This is a genomic window from uncultured Nostoc sp., from assembly GCF_964245575.1.
Lineage (GTDB): Bacteria > Cyanobacteriota > Cyanobacteriia > Cyanobacteriales > Nostocaceae > Nostoc.
On record NZ_CAXTNP010000186.1, the window covers coordinates 1 to 16,488 of the forward strand.

Consider the following 16,488-nt stretch of genomic DNA (forward strand, 5'->3'; position numbering starts at 1 on the left):
AACCATTCTCAGAGTAGTATTCTTTGAGTGCAGATGCCTTAGTTATAGATTTCATTTCATCAATCCTAATTGTTATTTTTGCTATATTAAGCTTTTAGCTTTTCTATAAATCATAATAGTTTGAATTTTATCTATAGGAAATCTATATAACTAATACTTTTTCAGATAAACCTCATATAAAAACTCATCCAAAACTAAGTTCAAGCCGGGAGCAATGCGATTTTGTGAGGTTTGGTCAAAAACAAGCGATCGCTAAAAATTATATTTAAGTATGTAGTAATTTGTACAGGTTTGCTGGAATTGGCCCGAAGCCAAGAACTGTCGGCGCGATCGCCTTTTAGAAGCGATTCGTTGGTTAGAAACCGAACCCTCTATATTGGGGATGAGCGCTCACATCATGGCTGTTGCCCAGAAATAGGCACTAAAGTAGAGCGATCGCCACTAATTAAAAGCGCTTGTTGTTTTGCCAACACTTGTTTGCGTAACAAGAGTAATTGTCTATCTTTAATTCCTTCTGCCATCAATCCCTCAACAGTTTTCATCAGATAATCAGCGCAAGATCCCAATTTTCCAGATGCGGTGGCAATACTATTTACAGTAGTTGTTAATGGTATCTGATCAGCGTACCTGGGATGTTGGCGATTGGCAACAAAGGCGATCGCTTGGAATTCTTGCGTACCATCAAACACTTTTACCCAACGAGCAACGTAGACACCACCCAACATCTCCCGCCGCCAAATCAGCAGTAATTCGGATGGGACATCAGCAGCTGCAATTCGATAAATAACGCCACGACAACTACCGCCCCGATCAAGTCCTAAGAGTAATCCCGGATTTTCTGGAGTACCACGAGCGAGGATCATCCATGTACAGAAGCACCGATGCCAACCATAAATGATCCCAGCACGGCGCTCGACGTATGTAATTAGCGGATTCCAAATCAGCGAACCATAGGCAAATATCCAAATATCAGAATTTGGCGGTTGCTGTTGTAGTGTTTCATCAAGCGATCGCTGTAACTCATCTTCGCTCAGAGTTGTTAGCTTTATTCCAGAGTGTGATGCTTCTAAGAGTCTCGTCTGTTCATTTCCAGCTTCGAGGTCGCTACGACTCAGTGACATAATTTAAATTATTTCCTTTTATGTAAATATTCAGTAATTTCACTATAACTTTAAGATAAATTAATTAACATAGAACTGCCTTTCCCGTAGGATTGACGATAAGCCTAACTATAGGCAGCAATATCTTGATGATGCCAATCTACGAAATAAGGAGTAAGCTTTGTGGCATTTGCGACAAACCAATTATTAAAGTTCTCAATCAAATATTTACCAGCAATTGCCACCAAACTAGCAATTACAACTCTAATAGCAGTTCTCCCACTACCAGTTAAAGCAGTTACATTAGTAACTAGTCGTGCTGCTTTCGGAGGCAATGACGGAATTGATTGGTCGAGTTTGGGTAAAGTGTTCAATCCCTTTGCTCCCGATCCTTCGGCTTTTTTGCCTAACTCTTTTTCAGCAGTATCCGAAGGCGGTTTATCTCTGGGTGTAAATATACCTCAAGTTGACGATGCTGGTATTAGCCCACCTTTTGTTTTTCAAACCTCTTTTATACCCAAAAGCATTCCGACCAACTTCACTGATGGTGATTTTCTTCTCTTCACAGGCTTTAACCCAAGAAGTGGTTTTCCTGCAATTGGTAACTCGGGCCCTTTGACCATTAGCTTTGATCAGCCTGTTTTCGGTGCTGGTACTCAAATAGCTGTAGACGATATTCTAGAATTCAACACGTTTGTTTCAGCTTTTGATAGTGCCAATAACCTATTGGGTACTTTCTCAGTACCGGGGACTTCTTCACTCACATTAGATAATTCGGCATTGTTCCTTGGGATTCGCAGTGAAACTGCTAACATCTCACGACTCGTTTTCAGCACTTCTGAGTTAAATAGGGCTTTTGCCATCAACAGAGTGAGCATTATTGCTGTTCCTGAACCAACTTATACCCTGGCTATATTAGCTTTCGGTGTTTCAGGCGCAATTTTAAGAGTACGCCAACGCAGGTAATAATTATGCTTGTTTAGTGTTCTTGTCCCGTTGGTCGGATGAGAATTTCGTTGACATTAACGCGCGGTGGTTGGGTAACGGCGTAAACGATCGCAGCAGCAATGTCTTCGCTTTGCAGAGGTGTAATTGCCTTGCGTCGTTCTTCGATCTGTTGTTTGGCAACGGGATCAGTAATTTGGCTGTCAATTTCCGTATCCACTAAACCTGGTTCGATGATGGTGACGCGGATGTTGTCCTTGTGGACTTCTTGGCGCAATGCTTCCGAGAGGGCATTAACACCCCATTTGGTAGCATTATAAACACCGACGCCCGCCCGCGCTGTCCGGCCAGCCACTGAGGAGATATTGACTATATGCCCCGATTTTTGCGCCTTCAAAAGAGGCAAAACAGCGTGAGTAGCATATAGCAGTCCTAATACATTGAGGTCAAACGATCGCCGCCAGTCTGAGCTATTTCCAGCTTCAATGGTGCCAAGTAAGGCAATCCCTGCATTATTCACAAGGATATCAACCCTTCCCAGTTCTGCATTTGCCTTTGCCACCAAGTTATTTACCTGGGTTTCGTCAGTCACATCAGTGACAATGGGCAATGCCTTGCCACCGCTAGCTTCGATGCGTTGTGTTAATGCCTGAATGCGATCGCCACGCCTAGCAGCAAGGACTACTGTTGCTCCAACTGAAGCCAAAGCGATCGCAGTTGCTTCTCCAATTCCTGCTGAAGCGCCAGTGATAATTGCTACTTTTCCTTCTAATTTGCCTGTCATAAAATTATCTAGTTCCTTAGTAATTGATAATTGAAGATTGGGCATTGGGCATTAATTATTCTCCCCTGCTCCCCCTGCTCCCCCTGCCCTCTGCCTCTTACTGATTCTCAAAACGGATGCAACTGCTGCTCCACAAAGTATTAGGGCTGCAAAGCGAAAAGTTCCTTGGAACCCCGCAACGATCGCTTCACGAGGGGCAACAGAGACATCTGCACCCGCAGACATGCTAGCGATTAACGCTCCAAATACTGCCCCGATTAGAGAAACTCCTACTGTATTCCCTGAGGTGCGTGACAAAGATAGCAGTCCAGAAGCAATTCCTAGCCGCTCCCTTGGTACTGATCCCATAACAGTGCTGTTGTTGGGCGATTGGAATAAACCCAGTCCAATGCCGTAAATAAAATAGCGCGACACATAGCCTAGTTCAGTAATTTGAGCATCAAAGGTGCTAATGCCCAGACAGCCGCCAATCATCAACCCCAGCCCAATTGAACTGATCACTCGAGCGCCAAAGCGGTCTGAAAGTGTTCCAGCTAGTGGGGCAATTAACCCACTAAGCAGAGGCGACACGGCTAGTAGCAGTCCCACTTTTACCGTCGGATACTGCTTGACCCCTTCTAGAAAGAAAGGGACGATGAGTAGCGAACCGCCAATAACGATGAATGCTAGCCAGCCACTTAGCAAACCCATACTCAACTGAAGATTGCGAAACAGGTGTAGTTCTAGTAGCGGCTGCTCTACGATCGCTTCAACTACTAAAAAAGTTGTAAAACTCACGAGGGCGATCGCTAATAATACCAATGCATTGGTACTGCTAAAGCCCTGGCTTTGCCCTAGCGTCATACCCAGCCCAAAACTACCCAAAGTCAATAAAGCCAATATCGCTCCAAAAAAATCAAATTTCTGTTTGCCCTGAATGCGTACAGAAGGCGGCACCACGCGAGTTATTAAGAAACTAGCTATGATCCCCAACGGTACATTGATGAAGAATATACTATGCCAGCCTGACAAACTGAGGAGCAGTCCGCCAGCCGAAGGCCCAAAAGCAATTCCCAGTGACACTACACTACCGATAATACCAACAGCCCGACCTCGTTCGGAGGAGGGAAAAACTTCTGTGATGATTGCCAAACCAAGCCCAGAAATGAACACAGCACCTAATCCTTGAAGTGCCCGAAAGCCGATCAACCAGCCAATACCAGGTGCCAAACCACACAACAGCGAACTGAAAGTGAACAGAACAAGTCCCCCTTGATATAAGGACTTCTTGCCCCACATATCCCCCAGGCGTGTTGCCCCCAAAACTAAACCGGAACTGACCAACTGGTAACTCAATACAGCCCATTGGGTTGTAGGAAAACTGGTATCAAAGGCTTGTACCAATGTGGGCAAAGCAACATTGATGATACCCACATCTAGGGTAGACATGAACACCCCAAGTCCAATACCGAGCAAGACCCAATTTTTTTGAGAGCCTGACAAAGGCAGAGGTTGTGCTTGCAATTGTGCCAACGTTTAGCCTCCGGCTTTGACTTTACGGTTGTGAATAGTTTGCATACGTATATTCTATTGTAGGGTGCTATCCTCACTACCTGTTCACAGCGATCGCAGCAGGTGCTTCGTTGAGCAGAAGCTAATGTTAACCATCATGCAAACTATAGGACTCATATTTGATTGAGTGAAAAAAACTCAGTACACCTTTATTCCTTCTTCCTAGTATTGAGCGATGCACTGAGCGCACTCGTTGTGTCCCCAGTCTCTACGAGTAATTCACCGAATCAAATCGGATTGCTATATACCAATATTAAATCATTCGTGAAAATTGATATAAAATTTTTACTTAGTATATTATTTCCTAGAATAGTATAAAATATGCCGAAAATTACTGTTTGCGTTCCTACTTTTAATCGTGTTCATCTTCTTCCTTATGCCATTGACAGTGTACTCAATCAGTCTGAGCAAGACTTTGAGCTAATTGTTTGTGATGACGGTTCTAGCGATCGCACACCTGAGTTGATGTCACAGTATACAGACCAGCGGATTAAATATATCCGTCATCTGCAAAATATTGGTAAAAGTAATAATATGTGCTCTGGCTTTGATGCAGCCAGTGGTGAATATTTTATTAAATTTGATGATGATGATCGGCTAACACCTGATTTTCTCGCAAGTACCGCAGCTATTCTTGCTCAAGACTCTAGCATTGATTTTGTTGGCACAGACCATTGGATAATTGATATTAACAATGTGCGGGATGAGGTAAAAACTCAAGAAAATTCTCATCGCTGGGGTAGGAAGAATTTAACAGCAGGTGTTGTAGATAATTTGTTGGAAGTTGTATTTATTCAACAAAGCTTTCAAGTTGGGGCGACATTATTTCGCCGAAAAACATTGCAAGAATTAGGATATATGCAGCCAAATCTGCAAAATTGTGAGGATAATGATTTATTTGTGCGTCTGGCTTTGGCTGGAAAAAAGGGCTATTACTTACCAGAATTATTGATGGAATATCGCTCTCATGCAGAGCAGCAAGGTATTAATAGAGCGATTCCTTATTTATTTGATAAAATGCGGTATTTAGAAAGTTATAAATTTGAGTCTGAAAAAATAGAAAAAATCAGGCAAAATCGTCTAACTGAAACGCAATTATTATTAGGTTTGCGTTTAATTGAAAAGGGTGAAACGCAAAAAGGCAGAGAGCTAGTTTTAGCGGGACAGTCTTTTTCAACTGTTAAAGCTTGGACTGGTTTAGGCTTATCGCTGTTACCAGTTGGGTTGCGGGGTAAGGCGTTTAATGTACTGCGACAGGTGCGAGGTTAGGCTATGGAAATGGGTGGCGCAGTCCAGAGCAAGCATCGTTTTTTCTATCAAGTACCCGGGTTATAAGTGGGTAATGGCTTACGAAGAGGTGCAGAGGCGCAAACAAAATTATCTAAAGTTTTTACATTTTGAATAAGTGAAGCTTGAGTAATGACTCAGTTAGTCTTCATGATTTTTATCAGCTTTTTCAATAGCATTGAGAATATCAGTCTTTGTCATTCGTGTTGTTATTTTAATCCCACGTTTTCTTGCAATTTCTTGAAGTTGGTCTTTTTTCATACTGTACAATGGTTTGCTTGGAACTTCTTCAATAATCTTTTTAACAGCTTCTGTAAATTGCTGAACTAACTGAATGTCAATATTTGTTTGCTTGCTTGGACTCTCCTCCAATTTTTTAACCGATGTAGTAACTTGCTCAATTTTTTTGTTAAGCGTTTCTACTTCCAGAAATAATTTATTAAGCTGTTTAAGTATTCTTTTAGTCGATTCTGTCTCTTCAGAAACCGATGGTAATACTACAGGGGTAGAATCTGAAAACCCTAGCAATTGCTGCATTTCTTTTTTAGCAGCAGCAGCTTGCTCATCGGTCATATCAAATACCCAAACCCAGAGTTTCTCAATGTCAAGTTCTTTAGCAACTAGACACCAATCAGCACCATAAACAACTTCGTACTCTTCTTCTTCACTGTATGCCTCAGTACGACGCACAATCAGAGGAATTAAGTTAGTACCTTGTTGAGTAAGGCTGTTCCTTAAGTATTGGCGTTTTCCAGAAGGAACTTCTAAAACTTCAGACTCTGGTACAGCAATTTGAAAAGTGTAAACTTGTCCATGAGAGATTGACTTGATACGTAAATATTCAACAATGCGATCGCGACGTTCTGCACTATTCATTTTCTTACTCCTTTTCCTTGCTAACAGAAATCAATTGTTTAGCTAGTTTTATATAGCAGTTAAAAGCATCCTGTGCAGCTTCTTTATCTTTAGAATTTAATTCTTTATCGAATTCTGCAAAGCAAATCGGATACCCCTTATTAGGTGTAGTTGAAACTATGCTCAGGCTTGGAATCCATGTTTCTTGGGGGAATAAGTCTATATTTTTACTTTCAGGATTCTTTGATAGAATATCAAAAATCTGCTGAGTCATAGCTAAAGCAACCTTATTTGCGGCTCTATTGTACATACTGACTGCTATTCCCAAAATTGGCAGTGGTTCATCTTTGGATTCATCAAGTGCAATGGCTCTTGAAATCACGTACTCTAATGCCCGGATGGGATAAGGAGCTAACTGGGTAGGAATTAATACTCCAGAAGAGGCCATGAGTGAAATAGTATTAGCTTTACCAAATGATGGCGGTGGGTCAATTAAGATATAATCATATTGATTACGATATTTGTTTAGCTTTTTAGCTAGTACGCGATCAATATCTGGTGTATTAATCAGCGTAGCTTCCATATAACTCAAACGAATGTGAGATGGAACAATATCTAGTTCAACATCATCCCAGTTCTTATGAATAATCGTTTCTTCTAAACTAGTTCTTGGTTCAGTCAGTAAATGGGTAATATCTTTTTTACCTTGCTTTTCAACATCATCTAAAGGATCTATCCCTAATCCCATTGTTAGATTAGCTTGAGCGTCAATATCAATCAGCAGCACTCGCTTACCTAGCTTGTTGAGAGCGGCCGCAAGATTGATAGTTGTTGTAGTCTTACCTACGCCACCTTTGTTATTAAATACAGTAATAATCATCGATTTGCGTTCCTCTTTAGTTTCAGAAACTAATTTTTTTTCTTCACTGGTTTGCTGTGTTTGAATGAGAGAAGTCTTACCTTTGTTGAATAAGCCCAACATATCTTCTTGTTGCACCTCTTTTGAGATTAAATTTAGAAACTGTAAACGAATATTTTGTTGATTTTTATACAGAGTAGAAGTAAAGTTTAAATAAGTTTTTTTGGATAAAATTTTGTAAAATGACCGATATTTATGAATAAGTGTGGCTTGAGAATACTCTACAATAGTTGTAATTTTTTTATCATAGTTATAAAGTATACGAAAGTCATAGCCATTTGTTAACAGACCGATAACAGACCCAGTGTGGCGCATGTAATTATTAATTTGCCAAACGCTGTGGGCAATGTTTTTACTGGGTGCTTTTACTTCAATAATTAAATAGGCTGGTTTTATTAAAGCCGAGTCTGGTTGACCCACTAGGAAGTCAAGCTTAGATTGGAGAATTACTACTTGAGACTGCCAATCGGCATGGCTGTAACCAAGGATATGCAAAAGGGGAACTACTACCTTTTGCTCTACATCAGATTCGTTACTATTTGGAGCGATCGCTTGAAAAATGTTTTGCAGTATCGAGGCATAGTCAGCAATCATACTAGCACCGATAGGCATCCAACCTTACAATTCTATCCGCTAATTTCTCCGTTGTAAAAATTTTTGCCTCTGTTGCTAGTAAAATCCAAGAATGGCTAGAATCAAAGTGTTTACTTAACCTATTTGCGCTAAAGGTTTTGGCTACTGTATCTTGTCCCCACTGCCATCAACTCGTTGATAGTCAAGCTATTAGTTGTCCCTATTGCCGGACGACACTCAAAGCTTACGGTCATCCCGGTATTCCATTGCACCGCGCCACTGGGGGCGGGTATCTGTGCGATACTTGCACTTATCACGCTGATGATACTTGCAATTTTCCTCAGCGTCCCTACGCCAAGGACTGTACCCTCTACCAAAATATTGAAGAGACAAAGTTAGAGTTGCAACAGCAGCGCTACACTAACAGTTTTGCAATAACTGTAAAAAGTTGGGTAAAACGCAATCAGGCTTTGCTGTTACTATTAGGTTTATTATTGGTCTGTTTGTTCTTCAGTCTAGTAACTTAGATGAAGTTTAAAACAATCCCCCGTTATCTGGGGGATTAGTCATCAGTAAAAAGATTGTGCGGCAATAAATAAAACTTAATTTTGCTTTTTTGGAAATTTTGACGATCTTTGGGGATCTATTTTGGATTCGTCCATGTTATTTTGAGATATTAGAACAGACCCTCCTATTTCTAGGTAGGGTCTGTTCTGGAAAAAACAAAGTTCCACTCTAAGTAGGCGAGTGATGTAAAGTTTGGCGACCTACCACACTTGCTCTACTCAGAGGGGGAGTCTAAAAACTTACCCGTTAAGGAGGTGAGCTTTATGTCTAGACTTATGTCACTAAGTCTAGAAGAGTCTGTCTTGCAAAGTCAATGGACTGACCTAATTAAATTACATCGTCAAAAGCTTGAAAGAGCGCCTAAAATCATTGAGCTAGCAAAACTGACAACCCAAAAACTGGAGGTTTTGCAGTGTTTGGCAATTACAGGCGAGAGCAGTGCCAGAGCAATTGCCCTAACAATACATCGTTCCAGGTCAACTGTCACAAAAGAATTGAGAGAGCTTTCCAGTCTCAAATACGCAAATTACAGAGAAGTTAGTGCCGGAGTAGGAGCAGTAAAACCAAGGCATTTGTATTATCTTGCACATGATTTTTCATCCGATACAATTAATGCTGCCATAAAGTACAAAAGCCAAAAAAGTTTTAAGCTTCCTAATTCTGTTGCAGAAAATTTATTGGAATCGGTTTTGTCAGATACTGATCTAAAGAACGATGTTACAGAACAGAGAGATTTATTTTTCTTTCATTTGAGACATCTAGCTTTAGAGTTGTCACCCACTGTTCAATCTATTTTGAAGCTGATTCCAGATGCTGGAATCAGGTCAGCCGAGATTGCTCACATACTTGGCTTCGATAATACGACAGTTAATAAGCACCTGAAATATCTTGTAGAGTCAGGCTGGCTTTGCAGACAAGTATCCAATACCAAAACCCAAGGTAGGAGTGGTTATGCTTATTTTCCCGTTGCTGGAATTAATACTGAATTAATTCAATTTTTACTAGAAGGCAGTGACCAAGCTTCAAACGGCACATTAATTCAGTTACAAAATGGGCATTACGATTATGACAATGTATCTCAACTTGTCTCTTCAAATACTGGTACGATTCCTGGTGATATCCAGTTAACATCTCCAGGTAAACTGATGTCAGAAAATCATTTTAAGGACAACTTAGACGATAGCAATGCAAACATTTTTATGAAATCCGAAGCAACTCAGCAAAAAGCTACCGCTCCATCAGCATCTTCAGAAAATAATCTATTAATGGCTGGAGAAATCATGTCAAAGATTAAGGAATTGTTGGTACTTCGCCGCGAAGTCAGCATAATAAAGCGCAAAGTCAGCATTATACATAAAGAATTGCGCGATCTTGGTGGCAAAGATGCTGAAGAACTAATAGCTGAACTGGAATCAGAAAAATTTTAGCCAAAGCGGCGAGGTATTAGTCTTAGCGCTTGGTGAACTCATGGGTGGCGCTTGATGCTAGACAGGTCTCTTAAACTCAGTGCTGAGGGTTTCGATTACCCTCCACAAGTTTGCATATTTATGTACTTTACAACCGCTTAAAGCTTGCTAGAGGAGCATTATGAGACTAACGCAATGGATTTTAGAGGAATAATTGCCAGGATAAAATAATGTTGACAGTAAGAACTATAAAAGCCGAATTTGACAACGCAGAATCCTATGGGTACGTTTATGGCTATATAGTACGCAAAGATATATTTCCTGTTTATGTCACTCTTGGCAAAGAACAAGAGTATATTTCATCGCCATTGGACGACAAAAATACTGACTTTAGAACTTTTGCAAGCTGCACTGTTTATATTGCCGAAACAGATGAGGAACTTGATAAACAAAACTATATAGAAATAATTCGACAAATTAAAGTAAGGATCTTCTGCTGAAGAATTAACTTGAGCTTGCAAGTAAGGTGTAAGTAACTTACAAGCTCTATTAAAGAATTAACTTCTCCGCTTTCCCATATTAGGAATCTTCTGGACTGCTATTTGGCTGCGGTTGTCTTCTATAAACTGTTTCAAGTCGTCTAGCTTTACTTGAACTGCCTGACCATTTTTAAGTTGAACAGTACCCTCAATATCATCAGCCTCTCTTGAGCTTACGGTACTGTTCTGCAACCTTTGTTGAGTTGCAGATACCTTATTTTTACTCCACAGCAAACCCCAGAAATTTTTCAATCTATAAGATAGGGTCATTTTAGTCACACAAAGTCACTTTTTTAGAAAAGGGCTGATTTGCCTACATTACCTTTAACAGTTTTTTATCATATAATTCCTCTATCTTGTGACAATTCTCATACTTTTTATCGTAACTTTTTTAAAAAAGGCATCAAAACGAGAGATGCCCAATTCCTAACCTTCAAACTGTTGTGATTTTGGATGCTTCCGCAATAGGTTCAACTTGTATCGGTGGCGCTTTTTCTTCAAAGGCGGCTAAGTCGAACCAAAAAGTGGTGCCGATGCCAATTTCACTCACTAGATGGACTTTACTACGATGTCTGTCGATGATATTTCTGACAATCGATAAACCTAAACCTGTGCCTTCTAAGGTGTGAACTCGGTTTTCTACGCGAAAGAAGCGTTCAAAAATTGAGTGTTGGTCTTCTGTGGCAATGCCAATTCCAGTATCGGAAATTTCAATTCGCACTGGAGAAGATTGGGTGTGACTGGGTTTGAAATCTAGTTGGTAGGCGCGAATTGCCACTTGACCACCGGCTTTTGTGAATTTGAGGGCATTACCAATCAGGTTGCCAAACACTTGTACCAACAGATCATAATTACCCATTACTAGCGGCAAATTAGGAGCAACTTCTTGAACAAGTTCAACACCTTTATCTTTAGCATTGAGTTGGTAAGTACGCAGTGTTTGCTCGATCGCTTGGGCTAAATCCACCCCATTGAAGTTGTAGTTGCGACCAGATTCGAGTTTTGATAAATCCAAAACATCGTTAACTAGGCGGGTTAGGCGATCAGTTTCATGGTTGACAGTTTGCAGAAACTCTTGCCGTTCTTGTAAAGCTAGGTCTTCGCCGTAGTCGTGTAGGGTTTCAATATAGGTTTTGATGTTGAATAGAGGCGTTCGCAGTTCGTGAGAAACGTTGCTGATAAATTGACTTTTTGCCTCGTTTAGTTCAACCTCACGGGTAATATCTTGGATAGTAATCGCAATGCCTTTGATGCTTTCTCTTTGCACGTTGAGTACTGTAGTCAAGAGAATGCGGATCGTCCTCTGGGTGGGTTGGTTAAGAAAAATCCGGAATTCGGCGCTTTCGCATTCGCCTGCTGCCATTTCGTACAAGGGACGGATGATTTCCCTTTGTACCGATGGGGGCAAGTGATCCAACACATTGCAGCCTACCACATCAGCAGTTTCCCAGCTAAAAATTCGCTTTGCTGTGGGGTTGACTAAAATCACCTGCATGTTGTTATCAATCAACACAGCACCATCTGCGATCGTCGAAACTAGAGTTTCTAGCTTGGCTTTTTCTGCGGTCAGTTCTTCAATATTCTGTTCTTCATAGCGCTCTAATCGCTCTGCCATCTCATTAAAGCTTAAAATTAATTCCCCTAGTTCGCCACCTAAAGGTAAATTAATGCGCTGCTTAAAATTCCCGGTAGCAATTTGCTTTACCCCCACCAGTAGTTCTTTAATCGGCTTGGTGATGGTCAAGGCGTTAATCACTCCTGCCAAAATCACCATTACCCAAATGGTGATAAAAACGGCAATGGTGACATCGCGGGTAAAATTGGTAGAAATGACAGCAGTTTGATTGGGGTTGATCCCGATCGCTAATACACCTAAGTATTTTTTATTGACGATCAGAGGAATAAATACATCGGTAATTGTTCCATCTGGGGTTGCATGTTGCCGCACCATCGGCTTTTCCCCATCACCAGGGTAATCTTCTGGCAGTTGTATCCGCCGTTTAATGGTGAGGGAGTTTTCTACCTCCGCTTCCCAAAAGGGAATGCCAAAAAAGATTTCCCCGGTTTCATCAGCGTAGAGCATATAACGCACGCTAGAGGTGCTGCTATAGAAACGTTGGGAAAATTGGGCAACTTCTGTAAGATTATTGTCCGCGATTAAGGGAGCAACGTTGGCAGCAAGCAGCAGCCCCAAGTCACGGCCAAAGCGGGTGTCATTCATCCGCGCATCCTGCTGAATTGTATTCACAGCCCAGAAGGTCAGACCACTCATGACCAATGAAACTACCATTGTGGCCACAGCCAATAATTTGGTCTGGAGTGTGAACTCCGACCACCAACTAGCGATCGCATGTCGAATTGTTTTTAACAGACTTAGCATCTTAAATAAAGTTGTTAGTAGTCTTTGTTATAAAGCCCAACAACTAAAAAACTAACAGTTAATTTGACAAATATGTTAGGGGCATGGGAAATGGGCATAGGGAATAAGTCCCAACTCCTAACTTCTAACTCTATAACCGATATCTCTCCGGTAATATATTCCCTCAAACTGAATATATTTGATACCTGCGTATGCTTGGGCGATCGCTTGCTCAAAATTTTCTCCGGTTCCAGTCACATTTAATACCCGACCCCCATCTGTCACTACTTCTTGTTGCTGGTTCAATTTCGTACCTGCATGAAATACAGTTGCTCCGGTTGCCTCTGCCTCAACAATGCCAGTAATGACCTGACCTTTCTTATATTCTCCTGGATAACCACCTGAAGCTGCAACGACAGTGGCAGATGCTTCTTTTTTCCAAGCAATGGGTGGCAATTCACTCAATCGCTGTTGTACACAGGCTAGAAGCAACTCTTCTAGGGGTGTTTCTAACAGTGGCAAAATCACTTGGGTTTCGGGATCGCCGAAGCGACAGTTGAATTCCAAAACCTTCAAGTCGCCATCGGGTGCAATCATTAATCCAGCATACAGTACACCTCGGTAATCAATGCCTTTAGCTCGTAAGGCGGCGATCGCTCTTTCTAAAACTTCTGTTTGAATGCGTGCCATCAACTCTGGTGTAGCGATGGGTGCTGGGCTGTATGCTCCCATCCCACCAGTATTTTCCCCCGTATCGCCGTCACCAATCCGCTTATGGTCTTGAGCTGGCAGCAAGGGTCGAATCGTTAACCCATCCGTTAACGCTAAAACTGACACCTCTTGCCCAATCAAACATTCTTCAATAACGACAAATTCACCAGCACTGCCAAATTGTCCCTGAAAAATTGCATCAACGGCACTTTCTGCCTGTGCAACTCTTTCAGCTACTATTACACCCTTACCAGCCGCCAAGCCATCAGCTTTGACGACAATTGGCGCTCCCGTAGCTCTTACATAAGATTTTGCTGCTGCTGCTTCAGTAAATACCGCAGCCCGTGCCGTCGGAATTCCCGCTTCTTGCATCAGGGCTTTTGCCCAAGCTTTACTCGCCTCAATTTGCGCTCCCGCTCTGACTGGGCCAAATACCATCAGTCCTTTGTCTTGAAGGTAATCTGTGATTCCCTTAGACAGGGGGACTTCTGGCCCAACTATCACCAGAGTGATCCCATTTGAGAGAGCATATCGGCTTATACCCTCAAAATCATCTACTACTAGGGGCAAGTTCTGGCAACGTTCCATACTTGCTGTGCCCCCATTCCCTGGTACACAGATAACTTGCTCAATTTGCTTAGATTGCAACAGTTTCCATGCCAGAGCGTGTTCGCGCCCCCCATTACCTACAACTAAAACTTTCACTAATTTCCTCGTGTGCCCCTTGCGAAACGAGAATGCCCTATTGAGTTCTCGCGGATCAATTTTTTCATCAATTCTCACACTTATGCAAGCCCCTTATGATTAAAAAGGCTGAGGAAGCAGGCGACGCAGGGGGGGAATTTTAGAAGTTGCCGAATCATGCTGTTTTCTTTGCAACGCCGAAGAAATATAGCTATTGAATTTTTACTGTATTTATTTTTAAAATCCAACTTAGTGAATTAGTATAATTATAAATTTTATTCCTTGCAATCAGTAAATAAATATACTTAAGTTTTCCCAATTTAAGGAGAATATTTAAGTATTTATGATGAGTTTTTTAAGTATTTCAATAATTGAGTAAAAAAATCATCTTCAGGTAATGACGATTATTGATTACAAGTATTAACCTGTGAATATGGAAATTAATGAAAATATCGAAAAATAGGCAACATGGCTAAAATTATTGTTACTGGATCTGCTGGCTTTATTGGTTCTCATCTTGCAGAAACATTGCTGCAACAAGGAGAAGAAGTGATCGGGATTGATGAATTCAATGATTACTACGATCCGATGTTAAAGCGAAAGAATATTGCACACTTACATCAGTCATCTGGCTTTACATTAATTGAAGGAGATATGCAGTTTTTAGATTGGCAAAAACTCCTAAAAGATGTTGATATAGTTTACCATCAAGCGGCACAAGCAGGTGTTAGAGCAAGTTGGGGTAAAGCTTTTCGAGGTTATACAGAACGAAATATTAACGCTACACAAGTTTTGCTAGAAGCAGCTAAGGATGCTAAACACCTGAAAAGGTTAGTGTTTGCCTCTTCATCTAGTATATATGGTGATGCAGAAACATTACCTACCCACGAGAAAATTTGTCCTCAACCAGTTTCTCCTTACGGCATTACCAAACTAGCATCGGAGTTTTTGTGTGAACTGTATCACAAAAACTTTGGTGTACCCTGTGTGACATTGCGTTATTTCACAGTTTATGGCCCCAAACAGCGCCCAGATATGGCATTTAATAAGTTCTTTAAATCGATTTTGCAGGATGAGGCGATTCCTATTTACGGCGATGGCCAGCAAACGCGGGAGTTTACCTTTGTTAGTGATATCATCGCCGCCAATTTAGCCGCCGCCACCGCATCTGAAGCAGTGGGAGAAATCTTTAATATCGGTGGCGGTAGCAGGGTAGTTTTAGCAGAAGTCTTGGATACGATTGAAGAAATTGTTGAAAAACCAATCAAAAGAAACCACATAGAAAAAGCGATGGGAGACGCCCGCCACACGGCGGCTGATGTATCTAAAGCCCAGAAAATTCTCGGATATCAGCCGCAAGTTTCCCTGAGAGAGGGTTTGATACAGGAATGGGAGTGGGTGAAATCTTTGTATTAGACATCTGGTGAAATTAAATATGCGTTATCTAGAACCCTTGTTTTGACGTAGCATTCCTACGTCAAAACAATTCTTTTTCACTCATATCTCTATTCCCTATCCTGCTAATTTTCCTCATCCCCCTCATCTTCTTAACCTTAGCTGGTAGTCAAAACAACACCTTGGCGTACAGTACGCTTGCGCTCGCTTTTACGAGTACCCCCAGCCATCTGATACTCGTGGCTATTTTTACCAAACTTATAAGCAACACCAAGCAAAATTTTTTCAGAATAGTCTGCCAAATCTCTTTCATTTTCGGTGATTTGGGTTAATAAAACATCAATAGTAGAGAGAGTGGTATTGTAGGCTTCCAAAGATTGACGGAGACTTTCAATTTTGTCTGTATAATCTTTAACAGTTAATTTATCTCCTACATCTAGAGTAGGACTGATAGATTTAATACTTGCCAAGCGCATCTCAGCTTTGCTAAGAATACGTGAATCGCGTTTATGTCTTGCCATAATTAATACCCTAATTAAAGTAATTCTATAGTGGACAATTTTTCAAAGGTTGTCCTGCGTAAAATTGTTGATTTATCTTAAGAAGACTATAACTTGAGTAATTTCACCAATTTTCATGTCCCTTTCTCACTCAAACGAGTAAGGGTAAGGCGGAAGTTGCTACAGACTGCGCCAAACATGAAAACGTCAAAGCAAAAGTTGCTACAGACTGCGCCAAACATGAAAACGTCAAAGCAAAAGTTGCTACAGACTGCGCCAAACACGGAAACGTCAAAGCGGAAGTTCTTACAGG

At 41.2% G+C, this 16,488-nt stretch carries 15 protein-coding genes; 6 read left to right on the plus strand and 9 right to left on the minus strand.

Features of this window, described 5'->3' with window-relative positions; translation table 11 throughout:
- Nucleotides 1–395: 395 nt before the first annotated feature.
- Nucleotides 396–1,121, minus strand: a complete 726-nt coding sequence (locus ACFFAP_RS25280) for a gamma-glutamylcyclotransferase (protein ID WP_375513793.1) — start codon at nucleotides 1,119–1,121, stop codon at nucleotides 396–398.
- A 162-nt stretch (nucleotides 1,122–1,283) separates the two neighbouring features.
- Between ACFFAP_RS25280 and ACFFAP_RS25285 the strand changes: the two genes are divergently transcribed.
- Nucleotides 1,284–2,066, plus strand: a complete 783-nt coding sequence (locus ACFFAP_RS25285; protein WP_375513794.1) for a hypothetical protein — start codon at nucleotides 1,284–1,286, stop codon at nucleotides 2,064–2,066.
- A 13-nt stretch (nucleotides 2,067–2,079) separates the two neighbouring features.
- Here the strand turns inward: ACFFAP_RS25285 and ACFFAP_RS25290 are convergent, their stop codons facing one another.
- The gene (locus ACFFAP_RS25290) at nucleotides 2,080–2,874 is read right to left on the minus strand and encodes an SDR family oxidoreductase (RefSeq protein WP_375513795.1); all 795 of its coding nucleotides are present in this window, start codon (nucleotides 2,872–2,874) and stop codon (nucleotides 2,080–2,082) included.
- A 6-nt stretch (nucleotides 2,875–2,880) separates the two neighbouring features.
- Nucleotides 2,881–4,341 carry an MFS transporter gene (locus ACFFAP_RS25295; protein WP_375513796.1) on the minus strand — a complete coding sequence of 487 codons (1,461 nt, stop codon included), beginning with the start codon at nucleotides 4,339–4,341 and terminating at the stop codon, nucleotides 2,881–2,883.
- A 360-nt stretch (nucleotides 4,342–4,701) separates the two neighbouring features.
- On the opposite strand from ACFFAP_RS25295, the gene ACFFAP_RS25300 reads away from it, so the two are divergent.
- The gene (locus ACFFAP_RS25300; RefSeq protein WP_375513797.1) at nucleotides 4,702–5,649 is read left to right on the plus strand and encodes a glycosyltransferase family 2 protein; all 948 of its coding nucleotides are present in this window, start codon (nucleotides 4,702–4,704) and stop codon (nucleotides 5,647–5,649) included.
- A gap of 159 nt (nucleotides 5,650–5,808) precedes the next feature.
- On the opposite strand, the gene ACFFAP_RS25305 is transcribed toward ACFFAP_RS25300, so the two are convergent.
- Nucleotides 5,809–6,543 (minus strand): Rho termination factor N-terminal domain-containing protein, encoded by a 735-nt coding sequence (locus ACFFAP_RS25305; protein ID WP_375513798.1) that lies wholly within the window; start codon nucleotides 6,541–6,543, stop codon nucleotides 5,809–5,811.
- Between the two features lie 4 nt (nucleotides 6,544–6,547).
- The gene (locus ACFFAP_RS25310) at nucleotides 6,548–7,936 is read right to left on the minus strand and encodes an AAA family ATPase (RefSeq protein WP_375513799.1); all 1,389 of its coding nucleotides are present in this window, start codon (nucleotides 7,934–7,936) and stop codon (nucleotides 6,548–6,550) included.
- Between the two features lie 236 nt (nucleotides 7,937–8,172).
- Between ACFFAP_RS25310 and ACFFAP_RS25315 the strand changes: the two genes are divergently transcribed.
- The 3 genes from ACFFAP_RS25315 (at nucleotide 8,173) to ACFFAP_RS25325 (ending at nucleotide 10,487) form a co-directional block, all read left to right on the plus strand.
- Nucleotides 8,173–8,541 (plus strand): zinc ribbon domain-containing protein, encoded by a 369-nt coding sequence (locus tag ACFFAP_RS25315; protein WP_375513800.1) that lies wholly within the window; start codon nucleotides 8,173–8,175, stop codon nucleotides 8,539–8,541.
- A 303-nt stretch (nucleotides 8,542–8,844) separates the two neighbouring features.
- Entirely contained in the window at nucleotides 8,845–10,008 is a 1,164-nt protein-coding gene (locus ACFFAP_RS25320) for a hypothetical protein (protein ID WP_375513801.1), read from the plus strand.
- Between the two features lie 209 nt (nucleotides 10,009–10,217).
- Nucleotides 10,218–10,487 (plus strand): hypothetical protein, encoded by a 270-nt coding sequence (locus tag ACFFAP_RS25325; protein WP_375513802.1) that lies wholly within the window; start codon nucleotides 10,218–10,220, stop codon nucleotides 10,485–10,487.
- A gap of 57 nt (nucleotides 10,488–10,544) precedes the next feature.
- On the opposite strand, the gene ACFFAP_RS25330 is transcribed toward ACFFAP_RS25325, so the two are convergent.
- The 3 genes from ACFFAP_RS25330 to purD all read right to left on the minus strand — a co-directional run bounded on the left by ACFFAP_RS25330 (nucleotide 10,545) and on the right by purD (nucleotide 14,301).
- On the minus strand, nucleotides 10,545–10,796 hold the full coding sequence (locus tag ACFFAP_RS25330) for a hypothetical protein (protein ID WP_375513803.1): 252 nt from the start codon (nucleotides 10,794–10,796) through the stop codon (nucleotides 10,545–10,547).
- A gap of 163 nt (nucleotides 10,797–10,959) precedes the next feature.
- A complete protein-coding gene (gene nblS / locus ACFFAP_RS25335; RefSeq protein WP_375513804.1) occupies nucleotides 10,960–12,906 on the minus strand; it encodes a two-component system sensor histidine kinase NblS in 1,947 nt (648 codons plus the stop codon).
- Nucleotides 12,907–13,023: 117 nt separating this feature from the next.
- Entirely contained in the window at nucleotides 13,024–14,301 is a 1,278-nt protein-coding gene (gene purD / locus ACFFAP_RS25340) for a phosphoribosylamine--glycine ligase (RefSeq protein ID WP_375513805.1), read from the minus strand.
- 447 nt (nucleotides 14,302–14,748) lie between these two features.
- On the opposite strand from purD, the gene ACFFAP_RS25345 reads away from it, so the two are divergent.
- Nucleotides 14,749–15,696 carry an NAD-dependent epimerase/dehydratase family protein gene (locus tag ACFFAP_RS25345; protein WP_375513806.1) on the plus strand — a complete coding sequence of 316 codons (948 nt, stop codon included), beginning with the start codon at nucleotides 14,749–14,751 and terminating at the stop codon, nucleotides 15,694–15,696.
- 137 nt (nucleotides 15,697–15,833) lie between these two features.
- On the opposite strand, the gene ACFFAP_RS25350 is transcribed toward ACFFAP_RS25345, so the two are convergent.
- Nucleotides 15,834–16,196 carry a hypothetical protein gene (locus ACFFAP_RS25350; RefSeq protein WP_375513807.1) on the minus strand — a complete coding sequence of 121 codons (363 nt, stop codon included), beginning with the start codon at nucleotides 16,194–16,196 and terminating at the stop codon, nucleotides 15,834–15,836.
- Between the last annotated feature and the right edge of the window lie 292 nt (nucleotides 16,197–16,488).